Origin of the sequence: Sulfurimonas sp. HSL3-2 (assembly GCF_039645965.1) — a bacterium.
In the GTDB taxonomy this organism is placed as follows: domain Bacteria; phylum Campylobacterota; class Campylobacteria; order Campylobacterales; family Sulfurimonadaceae; genus Hydrocurvibacter; species Hydrocurvibacter mobilis.
The window spans coordinates 906,303-927,492 of record NZ_CP147917.1; the positions used below are offsets into that span (position 1 = coordinate 906,303).

A 21,190-nucleotide genomic window follows, 5' to 3' on the forward strand; every position below is an offset into this window, starting at 1 on the left:
CATTATATTCTACAAATCAAAAAGGAGTTTAAAAAGATAAACCTACTTCTGCTCTTTAAGTGCTTTTTCTCTGGCTTTGTCTTTTTTACTTTTGCCTTTGCCCTTAACAGGAGCAGGGCCTTTCTCTTTTTTGATAGGCTCACCAGTGAGCTCGAACCCCTCTATCTGTTCTCTTTGGAGTTTTATGCCTGAGCGTTTTTCTATAAGACGGAAGTGCTGTGCATCTTCATGTCCGATAAAAGAGATGGCGATCCCTTTCTTTCCTGCTCTTGCCGTTCTACCGATGCGGTGGATATAGTCAGCAGGTGAGCGTGGAAGGTCGAAGTTTATGACACAGGTGATGTCGTTTATATCAAGTCCTCTTGCCACTAAGTCGGTTGCAAAAAGGATGTTGAACTCTTTTTTCTTAAAAGAATCAAGTGTATAGTTACGGTCTTCCTGATGCAGGTCACCGTGAAACGACTCCGCTTTAAACCCGTGTTTTCTAAACTTTGCGGCGATATTGTCAGCGGCTCTTTTACCCGACATAAACACTAGCACGCTTTCCCAATTTTCCGTGCTTAGCAGATGTCTGAGAAGAGGAGCTCTATTTTCGGGATTGACCTCTATGACGCGCTGCGTGATGTTTTGTACAGTCGGTTCTTCATGCTCTATGGAGACCATGGTAGGGTTTTGTGTGATCCTTGAAGCAATCTCCTGCATCTTTGGCGGATATGTCGCAGAGAAAAGCAGGTTATGACGCTTTTGCGGCAGTTCTACAAGGATCTGGTCAAGCTCTTCGGCAAATCCAAGGTCAAGCATCTTGTCTGCTTCATCAAGAACGAAGAACTCGACATAAGAGAGGTTCATCTGCTTTTTGCTGAGGATGTCTACAAATCTGCCTGAGGTCGCTACCAGAACATCGCAGCCCTTTTGTATGGCAAAGAGCTGATCGCCTATGCTCTCACCGCCGATCACGCCTACGACCTTCGGTTTTTTAGGCAAATCTGCACCAAATGTATTGAACGCTTCGACTATCTGCAGAGTGAGCTCTCTTGTGGGAGTAAGAACAAGGACTTTTATCTTTGCTTTGCCCTCATACTCTTCACGAGATAAAAGCTCAAGTATCGGCAGGACAAAGCTGGCGCTTTTACCGCTTCCCGTCTGAGCTTTTGCTATGACATCATCTCTGTTTAGTACAAGTGGGATCACTTTTTCCTGAATAGGAGTAGGGTCTGTAAAGCCGCTTTTTTTGATTGAAAGTAGTAAGTTCTTTGAAAGTCCCAGTTTGGAAAATGGCATATTATTTGTCCCGGAGTTAGTTATCCGTATTTTATGCTATTTTGGCTTTAGGAGAGGTTTGAAGAGTCTGGTATCTTCACCATACAAGAGTATAGATTCGATACCATCATGAAAAGATTATTTTTTTAACGCCTTGAACATCTCAAGAGAGTCCAGTTTTTCCCAAGGGTAGTCACTTTGACCTACTTGGCCGCGTGAAGCTACGTCAGCATAAAGGAAAGTCTCTGCACTCGGTTTGTCAAGAGAGAACTTTCTTGTTATCCAGTTAGGAGTCAATGCAAAGTTTTCGATAACGAAAGTCGATAAGATATCGTCATTCAGTCCCTCGATAACAGTCCCGTATGAATCAACAGAGACAGATGTCGGTTTAGCAACACCGATCGCGTAAGAGATCTGTACAGTCGCTTTTTTTGCAAGACCTGCTGCTACGATGTGTTTAGCGATCCAGCGAGCTGCATAAAGTCCGCTTCTGTCTACTTTTGTATAGTCTTTTGAAGACTGTGCACCGCCGCCGATAGGTGCATATCCGCCAAAGCTGTCGACGATCAGTTTTCTTCCAGTCAGACCGCTGTCATGAAGCGGACCGTGGTTTACGTATCTGCCTGTCGGGTTTAGGTGGATGATCGTGTTGTTTGGATCATAAAGGTTTGTAGGAAGACCTGCATCGTCTATCATCCCTTTTAGAAGTGCTCTTACCTCTGTAATATCCATATTCTCAACACTTGGTGCGCTGATGACGATAGTATGGATCTTTTGAGGTTCACAGTTCTCAAAGTTCTCTTTTGTCCCGTAGTCCATAGTGACCTGCGTCTTAATGTCTACACCCAGTTTATGGTTGTGTTTTAGTGCGAAATGGTACACTTTCTCACATAACACTCTTGCATATGTGATAGCCGAAGGCATAAAGTCCGCCGTCTCGTTTGAAGCAAAACCAAACATGATCCCCTGATCGCCAGCTCCTGTCTCTCCGCCTTCCTGATCAACACCCTGGTTGATATCAGGTGACTGCTGATTTAAAAGGACTTGTACTTTTACGTCATCGGGATGAAGTGTCTGAGTTCTGTCGAAAGTAGATTTTCCGTCATAACCGATCTTTGCAAGTGCATCTTTTACTATTTTTACATAATCTTTATCAGTTAAGTTTGCTTTAGAAGTGACCTCACCGCCTATTATCACATTTTTTCCGGCTACAAATACTTCACTTGCCACACGAGCGTTAGGATCAGCTATGATATGAGCATCGACGATACTGTCGGCTATGATATCCGCACATTTGTCAGGATGCCCCGGGCTTACTACTTCACTTGTAAAAAGATACATCTACATTCCTTACTTTATATTATTCGATTTTACAATAAATTGATATTTTGTCGAAATTGTACCGAATGTTAAATTAGTTTATTCTATAGTCTGCATCTTTTTTTATATTGTTTCTTTTTACAGGTTGTTATATTTATTGTTTATTACTCATCGCACTTCCCAGATATCCGAGTGAACCGACAGCACCTGCCAGACTTTCCTGCCAGTCTGAAGGCATAAATACGACTTTAGAGTTCTCTGAATCAGCTAGACTTTTTACACTGTCTATATAACGTTGGGCAAGAAGATAGTGTGGAGCTGTCTCTCCGCTTGCCAGTCCTTGCGTCACGATTATCATAGCTTTACGATCTCCGTCAGCCAGTTCAGCTTTCGCTTGTGCTTCAAGTTTGGATGCTTCAAGTCTTCCTTGAGCTTCTAGGATCGCAGCTTCTTTTTGTCCTTCGGCTTTTGCGATAGATGCTTTTTTCTCTCCGTCAGCGATCAGGATCGTCGCTTCTCTTTCGCGGTCAGCCGCAGCTTGACGCTCCATCGCTTCTTGAAGACTTGCACTAGGACGAATGTCTTGAACCTCTAGATTTCCAAGAGTCAGACCCCAGCCACTGAGTGAATCACGGATCTTTAACGCCACTTCGGCTTTGATCTGATCACGTTGAGAAAGTGAATCGTTTAACGTCATTCCTCCAATGACAGCACGGAGTGTCGTGGTCGTCATGTTTGCTACCGCTTTTTCAAAGTTACTGATCGAATATGAAGCTTTTTTCGGGTCGGTAACACGGTAAAAGACGACTGCACTGATGATGACTACGGCGTTGTCTTTTGTGATCACTTCTTGATCGCGAGTCTGCTGGATAAGCTCTTTTGTCGTGATCTGGTATGATACAGAGTCTACGACAGGGATAAGAATGTTGAGTCCCGGCAATAAGGTCTTACTGTATTTCCCAAGTCTCTCTACTACCCACTCTTCACCTTGAGGGACGATTCTTACCATTCTTGAAAGAGTATAGATTACTCCGACGACTAAAACGAGTGAAAATGTGATACCTACATCCATATTGTTTTCCTTTTATTTTTTTTCTACGACGAGAGTGTTCCCGCGAAGTTGTGTGATCTTGATCTCCGTACCGGCTTCCAGTGTGCCTTCAAGACAGACAGCAGGCCATCGGCGGCTTCCTACGATCGGCTCTAAAAGTTCTACTTCACCTTCGGTGTGTGATGAGAGTGAAGTTGTGACGATCCCCCCGATCCCGATGAACTCATTGTGTGTCCCGACCTCCGAAGTCTCAGTATCGGCGATCTGTTTTCTTTTAAATACGATTACACCGACGATCATAAAAATAGATGCGACGATGAGTTGCAAGAAAAGTGACTCAGGCTGTAAATATGCCACAACTGCTGCCACAAGAAAGCCTATGCCTGCAAACAGCGCGAAAAAAGTGGGCATCATCATCTCTAAGACAAATGCTATGACACCGAGTATCAACCAGATAAAATATGACATCTATTCACCTTGTACTGAGATGGACTCATATTTTGCAGAGAGTTTGTTAAGCTCTTGTAAACGCGGTCCGTTAGCTAGCATAAAAAAGACACCTGCTGTGATTAAAGCCAGAGATACAGTCAACTTTCCTGTTGTTAAAAAAAGTATGATCCCTGCGATTGCTATTACTTCTATAATAGCCCATACTACAAAAAGTGATGAGATATAGTTTCCAATAAACGGCGGTCTGTCAGGACCTTTTTTTGTCTCTTCTCTTTTTATAAATATTGAGTCAGAAGCAAGCATCTTGTTACGTATTATTTTAGCAATGACTACAATACTCAGCACATATGGAACAGAAGCATATTCAAGGTTGCTGATTAGTTGGATATCTGTCAGACTGGGAGGAACAGGAGCATACAGGTATATGTAATATATGACAATCCCATAGATGACATTCGCCATAACCATAGTAAAATGTATCACTTTAATTGTCCGTAACTGCTCTTTGATCAACATACTTATTTCGGTCATATCTCATCTCCTAAATTGTGATTTAAATAAGTATATAATATTAAAACTTAACAATAAACAACTTTTAAGCATAACAAAGATTTTTCTGTTTTTTCTATTTGAAGAACATAGTATAATATTCCCATGCAAGCACATGACTTTTTTTTAGTACTTTTTTTAATCCTCATCGTAGCCAGAATATTGGGGGAGGTCTTTGCCAGACTCGGCATCCCTTCCGTTCTCGGCGAACTTTTTGCGGGCGTACTGCTGGGCTCATCGGTACTAGGGATTATAGAACCGAATGAGATCCTCAAGATCCTTGCAGAGATAGGGATCATCCTGCTTTTGTTCGAAGTAGGGATAGAGACCGATTTCACGCGCTTGAAAAATGCCGGAACAAAGTCTTTGGTGGTCGCTGTCTTGGGTGTTATCCTCCCTCTTAGTTTCGGGCTTTTGATCTCCTACTATCTTTTCGGACTGGCTTTTGACATCTCTTTGTTTATAGGCGGTACGCTTACGGCGACGAGCATCGGTATCACACTTAGAGTACTGCGCGATATCCATATGGAAAATACCAACATAGCTCAGATAGTCATCGGTGCGGCGGTGATAGACGATATCATCGGTATCATCCTTTTAGTCTTTATATACGACTTTTCCATCTCTCACGAAGCGAACTTCAAACATACCATTTCAGTTGCAGGGATGGTCTTGATGTTCTTGGTACTTGCACCCATCTTGGCTAAGACGCTCTCATTTCTTATCCATAAGTTTCACGGCAGACATTTGGTGCCTGGTTACATCCCGACCATCATCATCTCTCTTATCCTGCTTTTTGCATACCTTTCGCATCTGGTAGGTGCACCTGCCATCCTTGGTTCTTTTGCAGCCGGCGTAGCGCTTTCACGAAGGTTCTTCCTTCCTTTTGGAGCATTTTTAAGTACGAACGAGTTGCTTCTTGACGAGGTAAGAAAGAACATGACGCCTATCATCCAGATATTTACGCCCATCTTCTTTGTCATGGTCGGTCTGTCGATGGATCTTAAAGTCATAGACTTCACGTCGCCTTCGTTTTGGATGATGGCGCTCACCTTTGTCTCCATCGCTTTTATTACCAAGTTCATAGGTGCTTTTTTCATCATCCAGAGCTGTGCAAGAAACAATGCGCTCATCGGTATCTCCATGATACCAAGAGGCGAAGTAGGGCTCATATTTGCAGAGATGGGAAGGGTCAACGGCATCCTGCCAAATGAGATATACGCCATGCTTATCTTCGTCATCATAGCTACTACGGTCATCCCTCCGTTCTTGCTTAAAAAGTATTTTAAAGCTGAGTGCGTCTAAGGGGTAGGTATCTGTAAATATAGAAAGATGATATAATCATCACAGTTTTAGAATATCAAATAATGTAATAACAAACTATGTACACTATCTAGCTGTAAAGAGAGAAGAGGTATTATGGATCACACTTTAGATATATCACAACTTTATCATGCATGCGACAGCTCGCTTTTTTCATTTAAGAACACTGATGAGCTTGAACCGTTAAAACAGCCTATCGGGCAGGAAAAAGCTTTTGAAGCCGTGGATTTTGCCACGGACATCAAACAAAACGGGTATAACGTTTATGCCATGGGACCTTCAGGAAGCGGAAAGTTCTCTACTATCATGAGCTATCTGGAGAACAAGGCAGCAGGTGAGAGGGTCCCAAACGACTGGTGTTATGTCAACAATTTTAAAGACTCGAGAAAGCCCATCGCCATAGAACTCCCCGCAGGAAAAGCCGCGCAGTTCAAAGATGATATCAACGAGCTCATCGAGCTTTTAAAAGAGATCCTCCCCACTACCTTTGAGAGCAATGCCTACCACAATGCAAGAGAAGCGATAGTCGAAAAGTATATGAACCAGCAAAACGGCATCTTCAAGCATCTTCAAGAGGAAGCGGTCAAACATGATGTAGCGATGGACGCATCTTCCATAAGCCGTGTGACTTTCGTACCTGTGGTAAACGGCAAGAAACTCTCGGCAGAAGAGTTCAAAGCCATACAAGGCGAACAAAAAGATGAGATAAACCGTAAACTTACCGAATATGAAGCGATACTCAAAGAGGGGCTTCGAAAGGTAAGTGATCTGGCAAAGGCACAGCAAAAAGAGTTCAGAGCACACGATAAAAAAACGACAGAGGACGCCGTATCGTCACTGATAGACGAAGTCCGAAACAAATACGGCAGTTTAGAGAAGGTGCTTGAGTACCTTGATGCGCTTAAACAGGATGTCATCCATAACGTAAGGGACTTCCTTGTAAAAATGGACGAGATGAACGTCCCGCCTTTTATGCAGGAGTTTTATACGCCTTCATTTGCAAGGTACGAGGTAAACCTTCTTATCTCCCATGAAGAGAGTTCCTCGGCACCCGTCATCTTTGAAGACAATCCTACGCACCAAAACATCATAGGAAAGATAGAACATATCTCTCAGGTGGGAACACTCATAACGGACTTCACGATGATAAAACCGGGAGCACTGCATAAGGCAAACGGAGGGTATCTTATCCTCAACGCCAGAAAACTGCTGATGCAGCCTTTTGCCTACGAAGAACTCAAACGTGTCCTGCGTTCAAAAGAGATCCGCATAGAGTCGCTCGTCGAGCAGTACTCGCTTATCAGCACGACCTCGCTTGAGCCCGAACCGATCCCCGTAGATGTCAAAGTCGTCCTTATAGGCGAGAGAGTACTCTACTACTTACTGCATCACTACGATCCAGATTTTGAGGAGCTGTTTAAAGTCAGTGCAGACTTTGAGGACGATATGCCGCGCTCAGAGGAGAACATCCAGCTTTATGCACGCATGATAGGCACCATAGCAAAGCGCGACGGACTGCTTCCTTTGACTCCAAATGCCGTGGCAAGAGTGATAGAGGAGAGCTCCCGCGAAGTCGAACACGCTCTGAAGTTCTCTACGCATCTAAGAACGCTCTCAGACCTGCTTAAAGAGGCTGACTACTGGTCGAAAAAAGATGGCGCTGAAACGATAGACAAAGAACACATCGACAAAGTCCTCCTAACGCGTAAAGAGCGTCTCAACCGCATCCAAAGAAAGCTTTATGAGATGATAGACGAGGGCATCATCATGATAAAGGTGAGCGGAAGCGTAGTAGGGCAGATAAACGCTCTGAGCTACATCTCACTGGGCGGTTACAGTTTCGGTGTCGCATCCCGCATCACTGCACGTACGCGCATCGGCAAAGGGGAGGTCATAGATATCGAGCGCAAAGTGGAACTCGGCGGTCCTATTCACTCCAAGGGAGTGCTGATCCTCAGTTCTTACCTTGGTTCGACGTACGCCAAAGACCTGCCGCTGAGCCTCTCTGTCTCGCTTGTGTTCGAGCAGTCTTACAGCATGGTCGAGGGCGACAGCGCGTCATCTACGGAGCTTTATGCCATCCTCTCATCTCTGAGCGATCTTCCCATAAAGCAAAACATCGCCGTGACGGGCTCGGTCAACCAGTTCGGAGAAGTGCAGGCCATCGGCGGGGTAAACGAGAAGATAGAGGGATTCTTTGACATCTGTATGCGTCAAGAGCCCAAAGCCTCTTACGGAGTGATGATCCCTCATGCAAACGTCAAACACCTGATGTTAAAAGCAGAGGTGCTTGAAGCGGTCAAAAACGGCACTTTTGCCATACATGCGGTCAAGACCATAGACGAAGGGATATCCATCCTCACGGGTGAAGATGCAAAAGTCGTCAATGAGAAGGTCGTAGAGCGTTTAGTAGAACTCTCCAAGATAGTAAAAGAGTTCAACAAGTCTAAACACAAAGATGAAGAGAAAGAGTGACGATGAGGTTAGAGAGTTTTACAGAGATACTTTACAGCTTTACCACAAGAGAAACAGGGGGCAACCTTGCTTTTCATGTGGGTGACGACATCGAAGCGGTAAACGAACACCACACATCGCTCTCAGAGGAACTGGGCTACGATAAAGACGCTTTGGTACATATGAAGCAGATACACTCCGACATCGTCCATGTGGTGAGTGAGCAGGATGACTTTCACACTCCGCCGACCTGCGACGCGCTTGTCACAAACAAAAAGAACGTCCCGCTTATGGTGATGGTCGCAGACTGTACGCCGGTGCTTTTTTACGACCCTACATGTAAGGCTATCGGCGTGGCACATTCAGGACGCGCGGGAACGTTTGGCAACATTGTAAAAAACGTGGTGGAGACGATGAAAAAAGAGTACGGCTCAAAGCCAGAAGATATCATCGTAAGCATAGGCTCTGCCATCGGCGCATGCTGTTACGAAGTGGGTGCAGAGATATATGAAGAGGCGAAAGAGTTTCATTATGCGTTTGAAAAACGCGGGGAGAGCTACTACCTCGACATAAACAAGATCATCCTCAAGCAGCTAAAAGAGTGCGGCATAAAAGAGGAGCACATCCAAAACGAGGGTATCTGCTCGTCGTGCAACACCGAACAGTACTTCTCATACAGGGCAGAGGGACAGACGGGCAGGTTCGCAGGCATATTGATGATGAAGTGAATCTGTTATAATTACGAAAAAATAAAGGGATCTATGATGAAACAACTGCTGATAGCGACACTTGTACTTTTAGGTATGACAGCGTTCATGGGTGGATGCGAGAGAAACGACTACCAACACCCGCTTCACAGAAGCAAGTGATCTTCTCTTAAAACTTTGTCTCTTTTTTGTTTTGGGCGATGAACTCGTCCACGAACTTTAGCATGTTCTTGTAGTGGTCGCCGTGCCAGTACACGGTGCCGCACTCTTTGCACTTTTCAAAGGTGTCGAAGTACTTTCTGGTCTTAGCTTTTAGCTCCTCGATGATTTCGAGTTTCTCTATCTTCTCAAGCTCGCCGTTACACTTTATGCATCTACTCAGCGGTCTGGTCTTGTCAAAAAGCTTGTAGTGGTGAAATATCTCTTTTAACTGCTCCTCAAATCCTGCATGGACAAGATACAAAGCGTCGTGATGTTTCATCCTCTGGAAGAGTATCTTGTCGCTCGTGAGAAGAAAACGCTCCTCTTTTTGCGCGATCTCTATGATGTCGTCATCGTCGATGCTCTGAAAGTAAAGTGTGTTAAAGCCAAATATCCGCAGATACTTGGCGATCTTCCCTAAATGGCAGTCAGCTATGAATTTCATGAGATTATTATAGCTTATATGGAAGTTCAAACTGCTTTGGAATCGTGAATTTAATGATACAATTATCTAACCTCTTGTTCGTTCTAAAAGGAAAGTGACCTATGATCCCGTTTAACTATCTAGGATTTGTCTTTAAACACTTTAGCTCTTCTTTATACCCAAAGAAGGTGGTGGAAGAACTTTGCATGTTTATAAAACCGTTATGTGACGATGCATCCGTTTTAGACATCGGGGCAGGGACAGGCATGATGTGCGAGTTTGCATACAGATGCAATCCCAAGCTGAGATATGTAGCAGTAGACCCGGCGAAAGGTATGCTCAAATATACCGAGGACTATGTAGAAGTACATACGGCAACGGCAGAAGCGCTGCCTTTTGATGATGATAGTTTTGATGCCGTACTCATGGGAGAGTCACTCCACCACCTTGCTGATCCGGATACCGCTATGAAAGAAGTTGTAAGGGTTCTCAAAAAAAACGGAAAACTCTTTATTTATGATTTCGACAAGGGAACATTTCTGGGCAAGAGCCTCTGGGCTATGGAAAAACTTCTCGGTGAACCTGCTCATTTTTATGAAGTAGATGCACTGAAAAAGATGCTTGAAGAGCATGGTTTTCATGTACATGTAAGTCAACATAAGTGGCGTTACAGTGTGAGTGCTAGTTTATAAATATTTTATCTTTTAAATAAGCTGTATCTTTAACTCTTTTCCCAGTATATGCGCGAAGTTCTGCAAAGTGGAGAGCTTGATGTCTTGTGCGTGATTTTCTATTCTTGATATGGCTGATTTTTTCGTATGAAGCTTTTGCGCTATCTCTTCTTGTGTCAGTCCGATTTCCACTCTTGCTCGCTTGAGCATCTCTCCTATCTTAAACTCTTCATATCCTGTTTCAAGACCATTGGCGAACTCCAAATCTTCTACTTTTCTTTTTTGGATATATTTTTTTAGATCACTCATTTGTCAAATACTCCTTTTTTCTTTTCTGGGCAAGCTCTATCTCTTTTTTTGGAACTTTTTGGTCTTTTTTTCTAAAAGCGTTTGTCAGCACGACAAAAGTACCGTTATGTTCAAAGCCCATGAGTCTAAAGTTATTATTTCCGTGTTGGACTCTTACTTCGACGATGCCATCACTGTTTGACAACTGTTTATAAAACTTTGTCGATACGATAGACTCTTCCTCCATCAACTGCAATACCCAAACGACCTTTTGAGCCTCTTTGGCGGAAAGACCATCCAAAAACTCTTCTATCGGGCTTTTTCCCGAGCTGAGTTTATAAAAGATGATCTCTTTCATGGCATAATGTTAACATATAAGTTAACTTTTGTCAATTTACATCTATTGTGTCGCATCGTAGAAATCCTATTTTATAGATAGGATAAATTATATAAGAGTTCAAAAAGTCGGAATGAAAATATGACAGAATGAAATGGTTTGTAATGATTTGTTTTTGTGGTCACAATTTGTGACCTCAAGTTTGTATATTAATTTAGAAAAGTGGAGATTCATTCACTGGGGTGTAAATCTAAGATTACGGGTGTAGAAAGATTTAGAGGTATTTATAATTAGACAACTGTGACATATGCTATATTCTGTAATTTTAAAAATATTTTATTATTCTTTGATTTATTTAGTTTACCTATAGCCAAGATATACTTACCAGATAAATCTTCTAATTCTTTTATTTTAAATCTTTCCAAAAAGGACTTTGATATTTTTTCATCAATTAATATACTTACTGTGTCATTACCACCTGTATTTATCCATATGCTTTCTATCGTTTTCTTATCAAGCTGAGCATCTGAAATCATACCCCAAATTGCTCTCCTTGTATTAGGTTTATTATTTAAAATATCATCTACATATTCATTTGTCAATTCATTGAAATTTTTAAATAGATTTTTTGATGAATAAGAATAACCTTCTAAATCAATTTTTAAATTTGAACTGTTAAAATAGTTTTCATCTTCCATTAATGCTTTCAATATCGTACTTAGTCTTCTATGCGATTTTGCAGGGGCTTGTCCATTTTTATTAGAATGATGTCCTGCTCTACTTTTGTTATCTAGATTGTCTTCGTCAGTATCATCAATATGTCTACTTATTTGGGCTCCAAAGTTTAAGTCCAAAACCAATTCTTTTCCCGAATTGAAATATTCTTTTTCGTCATCAGATAAAGCTCCAGTTACAGTTTCACTTTCTTGAGCAGCTAAATCACATCCTTCCTTATGCGGTCTTGCACCAAAACATGCTGCCTGACCACTTGTCGATGCTTTTCTAAAAAAAGCAGAACCCCCACATTGACATTGTAAAAATCTTCTTTTATATGCTAACTCTGATTCCTCTAGTTTTTGAAATTCATGTGCTTTATATTTTTTATTATCTATTGTGCATATTGCAAAATCCATTATTAGTAACTCCTTAAACAAATAACTTTGGTGTAAGTGACGTAGGTTTAATATTAGGTTCTTTAATCTTAATTATGATTGGCATGGGCATTTCAATGCTTATTAAAAGTGCTTCACCTGATTGTAAAGTAGGTAAATATGACAATGAACTTTTATTTCCTTCTGAACACGCTTTTTCTATTACACTTCTATCTGTTTCATTTATAAGTCTATGAACTATAAAAGTTCCCATTTGACTTAAGGTACCTACTGGGATATCTCTAGGCGTTTGAGTAGATATACATAAAAATAGTCCATGTTTTCTACATTCTTTAGCAATTTTATCAAAAGCGTCAAGTTCCAAGTCTTGAAAAAAATCATCAGAAATAGTTTTTTTTAGAAATTGATGTGCTTCATCTACAAATAAAACAAGTGGATTTTCTTTAAATTTATATTGTCTTGCTTCATCAAGCAAATAGTTGCCAATTGCATTCGTTAGAATTTCTCTCAAACCTTTTTCAAAAGATGCATCTTTTAAAGAAATAATAAATAATGTTTGTTCAGTTTGTCCTTCATCTAAGAAGTTTTCTAACTCTTGATTAAATTCATTTTCATCATTTAATTGTTTATTAAATCCAAATATATTTCTAAATTCTGGTTGTAGTCTTAAATGTTCAATTCTACTAATTAATGAGCGAACATTTGCAATAGCAGTACCATCAGATGCACCAAAATTATTATGATCTCCATGTTTGATACATTCTTCATTAATCTGTTGTGTTAAATTAGATAAATTAAAATCACTTTTATCAGATTCAATAATATTTCTATATGTTCCTATTTTAGTAAAGTAATTACTTTTTGGTTGATTCTCTTTAGGAAAAATATTTTGTCTATAATCTTCATGTATTTGCAACTGTTTAACAAGTTTTAAACTTTTAATTGCATCTATTAACTTTGGTTTTTGTACATTTTCACTTGGTCGAAATAAAGCTACTAAATCCATTGTTCTAAGTCTTGAATAGTGAAAAAATGTATCTTCATCATTCGTACCAAATTTTACCGTTTTGACATTGTCTAAATCATAAAAGTTTTCATATTCTCCAGTAGCATCGATTAAAATTGCTTTTGATTTATTTAAATGTAAAAATTCTTCAAGTATCCTTGATATAGTATAACTTTTCCCACCTCCAGTAGTACCAACTATTGCACAATGTCGTCCAAATAACTGGTTGGGATTTAATGGAAGATCAGTTTCCAAACTATTTGTAAGTTTTGCTATGTCAAAAGATATACTATTATCGGAATTATCACTTACAAATAATGTTTTTATTAAGTCTGCTGAACATAAATATACTTTAGAACCAACAGCAGGATATTTATCAAGACCTTTGTCTATTTTTGTAGAATAATAGTTAAATGATAATAATAATTCTATTTTGCCCTGTGGATGAAAACTTGAATCATAAAAAGCATGTTCACCTAGAAAATTTTGTTCTTTTTCAGGTAAAGACACTTCTTGTAATTTTCCTAAAAAACCGAAATTTTCACCTTCAATTACAACATAGTTGCCAACTATACCGCCAGATAATTCATCTTCATAGTGCCAAAATTTTTTCAAAAGTGTGGGAGTTGGAAAATGAATGTTAGTGTAGTTAGGTGTAACTTTTGAAATATAACCTACAAACTTTTCATTAACAAAAATGTGTTTGTTCATTAGCTATCTCCATTAAAGTCTAAATATTGACTAGACGGTAAATTAGTTACAAAATCTTTAAAAAACTCACCAATGATGAGGACTTGAGTGGTTTTTTTTGACAATTCAAATAACTTTTTAAAGTTTTCATTGATATTAGGATTGATAAATGGTTCAATAATCACAATATTTAGACTAGGGTTTTGATTAAGTGCTTCAATTGTCATGGTAAAAATATGTTTATCTGCAAAACTAAAGCCAACAGTAATTAAAGTAGTAGTCCCTCCCTTCCTAAGTTCACTTTGAAATCTACTCATCATTTCAAAATAAGGTTGTTCATATGATGACTCATATTTATTGCTATTCGGATATATCATCATAGCTTTTGATGGTTTATCTACTTGAAAGATTTCATTATTCTGTTTTTCCCAATTGACCGAGCCATGTAATTTATATAAATGAAATACATTGTTAGCAAAATTTTCAGTAGATGAAGTTCGACTGTTCTCTCTAATGACAATATCATAATCAAAATACTTACCACTAAATTTTCTTGGCTGAGTAAATGAAAAACCATCAACAATTACATATCCACCTTCTGCTCCAGCCTCTTCAAATGCTCTATCATAGTTAGTGGTAAATATTTTTACTCTTGACTGTTTTGTTTTTCGGCTTGTCATTTTTTTGATAAATTCCAAATGTATTGATTTATCTATTAATGAAAAACTACATAATTCTAAAATTTTATTTTCTATTAGATCAACTAGTTTTTTTACTCGATGTTCATTTGGGTGAAATTCTAAATATAATTTGGCTTTTGATAATACAATTTCTAAATCTTTTTTTGTTATAACATCAAGATCAATATCTAATTTATTTAACATGTTTTCAAAAGTAAATCTTCTATAATATAATGATGAAACTGCGTCCCATAACTCTGTCATAAGTTTTCCACCAAATAAGACATCATCCTTCGAACTACCTGCACCTGTCAGAACAAGTAGTTTATCAGCAGACATTAGTTTTTCAAGGGATTTGATATAATAGTTTCGAGTTAGTTCAAAAGCTTTCGTTACTAATCTATGTTCAGGCATACTATCAGATAGTTTATATTCTATAGTTTCATCGCCTTGTTTTTCTTTTAATAAAACATTGTTAATTCTTAAGTCATCTTCTTTAATATCTAGCATTTTATTTTTTGTACTTAAAAATATTTTGTCAGTCATGTTTATTCCTTTTATTTAATTTACAACTCCACAACCCGCTCAAACATCTCTTTTATCTCCATCTCGTGGCTTATTAGAAATATCTGTCGGTATTGCTCTTTGATGGTGTGGAAGGCTTCTAGTATCTCCATCCGTCTGTTTTCGTCCTGACTTCCAAACACTTCGTCAAATGCCAGAAACTCCACGCTGGAAGCACCGCTGAGTTCTGTGAGAGTCTTTGAGATGGCGATGCGCAGGACTAGGTTCGCGAGGTCTACCTCTCCGCCTGAAAATCGTTCTATCGGGTACTTTTTGCCCTCGTCGTAGATGAAGAAGTCGAAGTCGTTGCTCACCTCTATGTGCTGGTACTTGCCTTTGGTGATGCGCGCATACATCTCCGAGGCGATGCTCGATATCCTCGGTGCTACCTGAGAGTTGAGGCGGGTCTTGAACTCGGCTAGGCTTGTCTTGATCTTCTCGTAGTCCGTGAGGTCGTCTTTTTTGCCTTGCACCTTTTTGAGCTGTGCATCGTTGTTGTCCAGAGAGTTTTGGATGCTCTTTATCTCCCCTTCGATGCGCGCTATTTGCACTTTTAGCTCGTTTATGACCGCCGTTTTCTCATCTATGGTCTTTATGATGACATCGTGCTCTTCAAGTGTCTTTTCGTGATGTTTCTCATCGTAGATGATGTTTTTAAACTCTGCGTCTTTGTTCTTACATGTAAGGGCTAGTTCGGCTATCTTTTTGTTGACGTTTTCCAAGTCCGACTTCACAAGCACGAGGCGTTTTAGCTCCGTCTCTAGGCTGATGGCGTGTTTGTACTGCGGCTCTATGGCGTTCAGGCTGTTTTTGAGCTCATTGTGCAGTTTCTCGTCGTAACTGTAGGCTTCGAGTGCTTTTAGCTCCTCTTTGTTTTTTACCCCTTTTTGCTCCACTTGGGTGAAGTGCTCTTTTGCTTTTTTGAGGTCTATGAGCTTGCTCTGGATGATCTTGATCTTGCCGCTCAGCTCTGCGAACTCTTTGTCTTTGACTTTCTTCTGTGCTTCGAGGTCTGCTTTTTGGGTCTGTACGGCTTGGAGCTGTTTTTTGTACTCGTCTACCTTTTTCTGGTGGGTGTTGTTGACGATGTCTACAAGCGACTTGATGACGTTGTCATACTCCTCTAAAAGCGGTCTTGTACATGTAGGACAAGCCGACTCGCTTCCGAGCTTCTCTAGGTTTGCTATCTTGGCATTTGTGCTGTCTATGAGTTTCTGTTCGCCCGCCATCTCTGCAAGGAGTTCGCGCTCTATGGTGTGCTTGACCTCTATGTTGTCCTGACGTATGGAGAGCTCCTGCTCCAGATTCTTTGCATCAAAGGTGTACTGGTCGTACATCTCGCACTCTTTTTCAAGTACATGGATGTCGGCTTTTGATTTGTGCCATTCGTCCGTGAGGGCTTTTTGCTCTTTGAGGATACCCTCTTTTTTGAGGTGGAACTCTCTGAGCTGTTCTTGCTGTTTGAGCTGTTCTTGCAGCTGTGTGAACTGCGCTTTGAGCGGTTCGAGTGTTTTTAGTTCAGCTTGTTTGTGTTCGAGCTGATGCAGTTCTGCGGTGAGTTTGACCTGGTTCATCACCTCGGAGTCGTGTGCCTGCTGGGCGCGTTCAAACTCTGCAAAGAGCTTTTGTTTCTGCTCTTTTGTCTTGGTAAGGAGGGAGAGCTCTTGTTTGAGATGCTGTTCTCTTTGTCTGATGTGAGAGAGCTCTTCGCTTTTGATCTTCTCATCTTTTAAAAGGGCAGATCTGTTCGCTTCATCGGCTTTTATCTGCTCGAGCTTCTGCTTTATCTCATCATCGCCGAGGAGTACCTCTTTAAACGCTTCTATCTCGCGTTTGAGCTGACGGCTCTTTTCTATGAGGCTGTTTTCTACGAAGTCTATCTTCTCCAGTCCCAAGAGCTTGCGTATCATCTTTTTTCTGTCTTCGTTTTTAAGAGTGCTAAGGCTCGTGAGCTCTTTTTGTGAGGCGAAGAGGGTGTGCATGAAGGCGTCTTTGCTCATCTTGGTTATCTTGACGATGGAGGAGGTCACCTCTTTTGCTCCGCTTGTTATGAGCTCTTCGTTCTTAAAGAGCTTGGCGTTTGCAGTGAGCGTCTTTCCACGAAACTCTCTAACGACCCGAAACGTCGCACCCTCATACTCAAACACAAGCTCTACCACGACTGCGTCTTTTGCAGAAGCGTCGGCGTTACGTATGAGATCTTTGTTTCCTCGGCTTTTCATCTCGCCGTAGAGGGCTAAAAGGATCGCTTCAAAGATGGTGGACTTTCCGCTTCCGTTCTTGCCGATGATACCCATAAGACCCTCTCCGAACTCGATGTCAAAAGCGGTGTACTTTTTGAAGTTTTCCAAGTGGAGGCTAGAGAGTATCATCTGCTGCCTCCTCATACTCTGCAAAGAGCTCTTGGACTTTGTGTTTCAGTCTTTCAAACTCCTTCTCTTCGCTCTCCTCTTTGATATGTTCGAGAAAAAACTCTTCTAAAGACAGCGCTTCGACATCACGGGCACTGCTCTCGTTTGTTCCCTGTTTAAACTCCCGTTTGACGCTTACATGTAAGGCATCAGGGAAGAGCTCTTTTATGGCAGAGTTTTGGATGTCGATGGACTGCAGAGCCGTGAGGTTTGTGAGGCGTACCTCCACGAGCGCGTCTTTGACGTCGCTTGTGTCGAGCTTTGAGACGGAGCTTTCATACTCCTCGCAGTCTATCTCTTTTTGCACTATGGGTCGGATGGCTATCTCTTTGTACTCTACCGACAAAGTCTCTTTTAACGTTAGAAGGACAAACCCTTTGGAGTTGCGTTTGTCGCCCAGACTTGTGCGCTCTGTCGAGCCGCTGTAGTAGACGTTTTCATGTTTGCCCACCTGCCCGAAACCGTGCCAGTGACCAAGAGCGACGTAGTCCATCATCTTGAAGATGTACTCTTTATCAGACGGATAGACCCACTCGCCAAACTCCTGCATCAAGTATGTCGCACCCACGGAGCAGTGCATCATCATGATGTTCTTTTTGCTTTTGTCGATGTTTGCTTCGCAGAGTTCTATCTGAGAGAGGGCTTTTGTCTCGTCGTTCATGTGGGGCAGGGTGTGAAAGAGGACATCGTTAAACTCTACTTTTTTATATGCCTGCTCGTAGGAAAGGTAGACGTTTTTAAAGTTCTCGAATATCTTGAGTATGGGTGAGCTCAGATTTGTCCTGGGCGTGGAGTGGTTTCCCGCTATGAGTATGAAGGGGATGTCAAGAGAGTCTATGATCTTAAACTGTTCAAGTGCGAAAGTGATGGCACGGTTTGACGGGTGCGAGCGGTGAAAAAGGTCGCCCGTGTGGATGATGTAATCGGGTTTTATCTCTTTTATCTGCTGTACTACCTGAGAAAAAGCGTCGTAAAAGTCCGCTTCTCTTTGGTTGATATTGTCATCGTTTAAGACATCGAGGTCGTTAAAACCCAGATGCGTATCGCTGAAATGTATGATCTTCAAATAGAGTTTCCCGATAGAGTTTTAAACATTCTATCTAAAAACATTAAACATTCTCTATTTGAGTGCCGCAAGATGAACAAAACGGCAGTCCTCTGATGGTCTGCTCTTTACAGTTGGGACATTCACGGTGGAGTTTAAAACCGCAGTTTGGACAGTGTTCTTTACTGTAGTCCACTTTGACGTAACACATACTGCACTTGTTCTCTGCGATGATGTTCTTGATGTTTACTTTTGCTTTAAGAGCTCTTTGTGCGGCTACCTTTTTTTGTATGAAGTAGATAGCAACTCCAAAAGCAAGCACCACCAGCGCTATGACAATGTAGTTAAACACCGCCATAAGCCCGATGCTCACGAAGAATGCAACGATGTTGGCAAGAAGCGTCTTAGGGATGATGTGGTAGATGAGATACAGTACGTTTGCGATCGTCGGCAAAAACAGCAGCAGCATGATGTGTGCGCTGATGATATGTACGATTTCTCTTGATGACCTTCTATAAAAAAGAAGCGCGATAAGAAAAAGAGGGACGACAAAAGTGAGCAGTCTTGCAAACTTGTAAAACGGCTGCCAGAACTTGTAGTCGTCGTACTGCTGTTTGAAGTCGGACTTGTGATAGGTGATAAAACTCTCATACTCTTTGTAACCGTTATATGAAGCGATGGCAGGCAGAGCGTTTATCTTAGCGTTTAGGTCGTCGAGTTCTTTAACAAGTGTTTCATACTCAAGCTTTGCCTGGTATATCTTCACACCGTCCGATTCGTTGGCTATCTTTTCAAAAAGTCTGGTGTTATAGCTGTTTTGTATTCTTTGCGTTTTTCTTAGGTTCTCTCTTTTTAGGCGTTCGAGTTTGTTATAAAGATTCTTGTTCTTGATGAACTCGGGATCGGTCGTGATAAGTGAGACTTTCTGGTTAAGATCAAGACATACCTGCGAAGTCTCATTGTATGTACGTATGTTTATAAAGTCGTTATACCGTGTCTGCGGGTATGTAAAATGTTTTGAACAAGAGGTCGGAAAATATGTGTAAGGCGAAGGTGACTTCTTCTCTTCGTTTCGGATGCCGTCAAGTATGGCAATAAATAAAAAGATATCGAGTATAACTAAAAGCAGGATGGAGAGCGGACTTAACGGCTCGTTCTTAAAAGTAAGAAGCTCTTTTTTGAAGTTGAAAAATCTCATCGGCCGACCTTTTACATGTGATAAAAGATTGTAGCCGTAGAAATCTTACTTATGACTTAATGAGTGATTTTGTGGTTTTATATTGTATTGCTATTTTTTTCCGAAAAACTTGTAGTAAAAACCTTCTACAAATCTCATTTTCGTTCTGCTGATAGCAAGAGATCCTTTTGCGACTTTGCCGCTTGTGACCGTCGTTCCCGCGGCTATCATCACGTCGTCTTCTATCTCTACGGGTGCTACGAGCTGGGAGTCGCTTCCCACAAAGACGTTTTTGCCGATCTTGGTCTTGTATTTGTTGATGCCGTCGTAGTTACAAGTGATGACGCCCGCACCGATATTCGTGCCTTCATCCACTTCGCTGTCGCCGATGTAGCTCAGGTGTCCTGCTTTTACGCCTTTAAGCGTACTTTTCTTGACCTCTACGAAGTTTCCGATGTGCGTTCCTTCGATGTACGAAGCAGGGCGAAGATGGGCAAGCGGTCCAACGTCGGAGTCGATGACGGTAGACTCCTCGATGACGCTTGAAGACTTGATGATAGAGTTGATGATGAGGCTTTCACCCGTGATGCGGCAGTTGTTCTCCACCAGACACTCTCCCTCAAAACGCACTCCCTCTTCGATGTAGATAGTGTGTGGAAGGTTCATGCTCACACCTTCGCTCATCCATCTCTCTCTAATGCGCTCCTGCATGATCACTTCCGCGCTTGCAAGGTCTACTTTAGAGTTTACGCCTTTGAAATGCTCCTCATCGACTAAAAGAGGCTTGATGACAAGACCGTCCTCTTTTGCCATCTTGATGACGTCTGTGAGGTAGTACTCGTTTTGTGCATTGGCATTGCTAAGGCGCGGTATGTAACTCTCTAACACCTCTTTTTTGAAAGAGTAGATTCCTGCGTTTACATGAGTGATGGCAAGCTCATACTCGTTCGCGTCTTTTTGTTCTACGATGTAGCTTACTTCGCCGTCGTCTATCTTTACGCGGCCGTAACCGCTCGGGTCTTCAAGGTCGAAGATGGAAAGTACGATGTCAGCACTTGTGTGCAAAAAGCCCCCAAGCGCTTCTGCTGTGATAAGCGGCATATCTCCGTTAAGCACTAAGACATGAGAGTTCTTTGCCGTGACATTTTTCATCGCTCCGCCCGTTCCCGGAAAGTTCACGTCGTCTTGTTCGATAAATGTTATGTTTGAAAAATGTTTTTGTATCTCCTCTATCACTGCGTCTTTTTGGTGAGCCACGACGATACTGACATCGTCACTTACTTTTAAAGACTCTTTTACGATGTGGTAAAGCATCGGTTTGCCGCTGATGTTGTGCAGGACCTTTGCTTTGTTCGACTTCATACGGCTGCCTTTTCCCGCAGCAAGGATGACTATAGAGATATTGTTCATTTGTTATACTTTTTCATTGAATTTTATAAGTGTGATTATACTATAATTGCATAACCAATA

At 41.3% G+C, this 21,190-nt stretch carries 19 protein-coding genes; 4 read left to right on the forward strand and 15 right to left on the reverse strand.

Translation table 11 applies throughout. The features are described from left to right. Positions 1-42: 42 nt before the first annotated feature. The 5 genes from WCX87_RS04545 to WCX87_RS04565 all read right to left on the reverse strand — a co-directional run bounded on the left by WCX87_RS04545 (position 43) and on the right by WCX87_RS04565 (position 4,612). A complete protein-coding gene (locus tag WCX87_RS04545) occupies positions 43-1,281 on the reverse strand; it encodes a DEAD/DEAH box helicase (protein ID WP_345980862.1) in 1,239 nt (412 codons plus the stop codon). 117 nt (positions 1,282-1,398) lie between these two features. Further along, entirely contained in the window at positions 1,399-2,601 is a 1,203-nt protein-coding gene (gene metK, locus WCX87_RS04550) for a methionine adenosyltransferase (RefSeq protein WP_345980863.1), read from the reverse strand. 133 nt (positions 2,602-2,734) lie between these two features. Continuing rightward, on the reverse strand, positions 2,735-3,652 hold the full coding sequence (locus WCX87_RS04555; RefSeq protein ID WP_345980864.1) for an SPFH domain-containing protein: 918 nt from the start codon (positions 3,650-3,652) through the stop codon (positions 2,735-2,737). 12 nt (positions 3,653-3,664) lie between these two features. Next, positions 3,665-4,099, reverse strand: a complete 435-nt coding sequence (locus tag WCX87_RS04560) for an NfeD family protein (RefSeq protein WP_345980865.1) — start codon at positions 4,097-4,099, stop codon at positions 3,665-3,667. Next, positions 4,100-4,612, reverse strand: a complete 513-nt coding sequence (locus WCX87_RS04565) for a hypothetical protein (protein ID WP_345980866.1) — start codon at positions 4,610-4,612, stop codon at positions 4,100-4,102. 123 nt (positions 4,613-4,735) lie between these two features. Here WCX87_RS04565 and WCX87_RS04570 point away from each other — a divergent pair, with 123 nt between their 5' ends. The 3 genes from WCX87_RS04570 (at position 4,736) to pgeF (ending at position 9,135) form a co-directional block, all read left to right on the forward strand. Continuing rightward, positions 4,736-5,935: a cation:proton antiporter gene (locus WCX87_RS04570; RefSeq protein WP_345980867.1), complete on the forward strand. Its 1,200-nt coding sequence runs from the start codon at positions 4,736-4,738 to the stop codon at positions 5,933-5,935. Between the two features lie 114 nt (positions 5,936-6,049). Continuing rightward, positions 6,050-8,428 (forward strand): ATP-binding protein, encoded by a 2,379-nt coding sequence (locus WCX87_RS04575; protein WP_345980868.1) that lies wholly within the window; start codon positions 6,050-6,052, stop codon positions 8,426-8,428. 2 nt (positions 8,429-8,430) lie between these two features. After that, positions 8,431-9,135: a peptidoglycan editing factor PgeF gene (pgeF, locus tag WCX87_RS04580; protein WP_345980869.1), complete on the forward strand. Its 705-nt coding sequence runs from the start codon at positions 8,431-8,433 to the stop codon at positions 9,133-9,135. 148 nt (positions 9,136-9,283) lie between these two features. Here the strand turns inward: pgeF and WCX87_RS04585 are convergent, their stop codons facing one another. After that, positions 9,284-9,760 (reverse strand): Mut7-C RNAse domain-containing protein, encoded by a 477-nt coding sequence (locus WCX87_RS04585; RefSeq protein WP_345980870.1) that lies wholly within the window; start codon positions 9,758-9,760, stop codon positions 9,284-9,286. Positions 9,761-9,861: 101 nt separating this feature from the next. On the opposite strand from WCX87_RS04585, the gene WCX87_RS04590 reads away from it, so the two are divergent. Continuing rightward, the gene (locus tag WCX87_RS04590; RefSeq protein WP_345980871.1) at positions 9,862-10,431 is read left to right on the forward strand and encodes a class I SAM-dependent methyltransferase; all 570 of its coding nucleotides are present in this window, start codon (positions 9,862-9,864) and stop codon (positions 10,429-10,431) included. Positions 10,432-10,443: 12 nt separating this feature from the next. Here WCX87_RS04590 and WCX87_RS04595 read toward each other — a convergent pair whose 3' ends face one another. The 9 genes from WCX87_RS04595 to glmU form a co-directional block, all read right to left on the reverse strand. Next, positions 10,444-10,719, reverse strand: coding sequence for a helix-turn-helix transcriptional regulator (locus WCX87_RS04595; RefSeq protein ID WP_345980872.1), 276 nt, complete (start codon positions 10,717-10,719; stop codon positions 10,444-10,446). Continuing rightward, positions 10,712-11,056 (reverse strand): type II toxin-antitoxin system RelE/ParE family toxin, encoded by a 345-nt coding sequence (locus WCX87_RS04600; RefSeq protein ID WP_345980873.1) that lies wholly within the window; start codon positions 11,054-11,056, stop codon positions 10,712-10,714. The genes WCX87_RS04595 and WCX87_RS04600 overlap by 8 nt, the downstream gene beginning before the upstream one ends. A 269-nt stretch (positions 11,057-11,325) precedes the next feature. Further along, a complete protein-coding gene (locus WCX87_RS04605; protein ID WP_345980874.1) occupies positions 11,326-12,168 on the reverse strand; it encodes a hypothetical protein in 843 nt (280 codons plus the stop codon). A 13-nt stretch (positions 12,169-12,181) separates the two neighbouring features. Further along, positions 12,182-13,864, reverse strand: a complete 1,683-nt coding sequence (locus WCX87_RS04610) for an ATP-binding protein (protein WP_345980875.1) — start codon at positions 13,862-13,864, stop codon at positions 12,182-12,184. After that, positions 13,864-15,069, reverse strand: a complete 1,206-nt coding sequence (locus WCX87_RS04615) for an SIR2 family protein (protein WP_345980876.1) — start codon at positions 15,067-15,069, stop codon at positions 13,864-13,866. The genes WCX87_RS04610 and WCX87_RS04615 overlap by 1 nt, the downstream gene beginning before the upstream one ends. Before the next feature lie 20 nt (positions 15,070-15,089). Then, positions 15,090-17,459: an SMC family ATPase gene (locus WCX87_RS04620; RefSeq protein ID WP_345980877.1), complete on the reverse strand. Its 2,370-nt coding sequence runs from the start codon at positions 17,457-17,459 to the stop codon at positions 15,090-15,092. Beyond that, positions 17,446-18,564 carry a DNA repair exonuclease gene (locus tag WCX87_RS04625; RefSeq protein WP_345980878.1) on the reverse strand — a complete coding sequence of 373 codons (1,119 nt, stop codon included), beginning with the start codon at positions 18,562-18,564 and terminating at the stop codon, positions 17,446-17,448. Before WCX87_RS04625 ends, WCX87_RS04620 begins: the two co-directional genes overlap by 14 nt. Positions 18,565-18,607: 43 nt before the next feature. Then, entirely contained in the window at positions 18,608-19,741 is a 1,134-nt protein-coding gene (locus WCX87_RS04630) for a hypothetical protein (RefSeq protein WP_345980879.1), read from the reverse strand. Between the two features lie 90 nt (positions 19,742-19,831). Further along, positions 19,832-21,130 (reverse strand): bifunctional UDP-N-acetylglucosamine diphosphorylase/glucosamine-1-phosphate N-acetyltransferase GlmU, encoded by a 1,299-nt coding sequence (glmU, locus tag WCX87_RS04635; RefSeq protein ID WP_345980880.1) that lies wholly within the window; start codon positions 21,128-21,130, stop codon positions 19,832-19,834. Positions 21,131-21,190 lie beyond the last annotated feature (60 nt).

What these genes read in the sequence shown, in the direction of transcription:
- WCX87_RS04570 (WP_345980867.1), top strand. Translation starts at nt 4,736, where the DNA reads ATGCAAGCACATGACTTTTTTTTAGTACTTTTTTTAATCCTCATCGTA.
- WCX87_RS04575 (WP_345980868.1), top strand. Translation starts at nt 6,050, where the DNA reads ATGGATCACACTTTAGATATATCACAACTTTATCATGCATGCGACAGC.
- glmU (WP_345980880.1), bottom strand. Translation starts at nt 21,130, where the DNA reads ATGAACAATATCTCTATAGTCATCCTTGCTGCGGGAAAAGGCAGCCGT.
- WCX87_RS04590 (WP_345980871.1), top strand. Translation starts at nt 9,862, where the DNA reads ATGATCCCGTTTAACTATCTAGGATTTGTCTTTAAACACTTTAGCTCT.
- WCX87_RS04555 (WP_345980864.1), bottom strand. Translation starts at nt 3,652, where the DNA reads ATGGATGTAGGTATCACATTTTCACTCGTTTTAGTCGTCGGAGTAATC.
- WCX87_RS04565 (WP_345980866.1), bottom strand. Translation starts at nt 4,612, where the DNA reads ATGACCGAAATAAGTATGTTGATCAAAGAGCAGTTACGGACAATTAAA.
- WCX87_RS04615 (WP_345980876.1), bottom strand. Translation starts at nt 15,069, where the DNA reads ATGACTGACAAAATATTTTTAAGTACAAAAAATAAAATGCTAGATATT.
- WCX87_RS04585 (WP_345980870.1), bottom strand. Translation starts at nt 9,760, where the DNA reads ATGAAATTCATAGCTGACTGCCATTTAGGGAAGATCGCCAAGTATCTG.
- WCX87_RS04595 (WP_345980872.1), bottom strand. Translation starts at nt 10,719, where the DNA reads ATGAGTGATCTAAAAAAATATATCCAAAAAAGAAAAGTAGAAGATTTG.
- WCX87_RS04605 (WP_345980874.1), bottom strand. Translation starts at nt 12,168, where the DNA reads ATGGATTTTGCAATATGCACAATAGATAATAAAAAATATAAAGCACAT.
- WCX87_RS04630 (WP_345980879.1), bottom strand. Translation starts at nt 19,741, where the DNA reads ATGAGATTTTTCAACTTCAAAAAAGAGCTTCTTACTTTTAAGAACGAG.
- WCX87_RS04620 (WP_345980877.1), bottom strand. Translation starts at nt 17,459, where the DNA reads ATGATACTCTCTAGCCTCCACTTGGAAAACTTCAAAAAGTACACCGCT.
- WCX87_RS04600 (WP_345980873.1), bottom strand. Translation starts at nt 11,056, where the DNA reads ATGAAAGAGATCATCTTTTATAAACTCAGCTCGGGAAAAAGCCCGATA.
- WCX87_RS04545 (WP_345980862.1), bottom strand. Translation starts at nt 1,281, where the DNA reads ATGCCATTTTCCAAACTGGGACTTTCAAAGAACTTACTACTTTCAATC.
- WCX87_RS04610 (WP_345980875.1), bottom strand. Translation starts at nt 13,864, where the DNA reads ATGAACAAACACATTTTTGTTAATGAAAAGTTTGTAGGTTATATTTCA.
- metK (WP_345980863.1), bottom strand. Translation starts at nt 2,601, where the DNA reads ATGTATCTTTTTACAAGTGAAGTAGTAAGCCCGGGGCATCCTGACAAA.
- WCX87_RS04560 (WP_345980865.1), bottom strand. Translation starts at nt 4,099, where the DNA reads ATGTCATATTTTATCTGGTTGATACTCGGTGTCATAGCATTTGTCTTA.
- pgeF (WP_345980869.1), top strand. Translation starts at nt 8,431, where the DNA reads ATGAGGTTAGAGAGTTTTACAGAGATACTTTACAGCTTTACCACAAGA.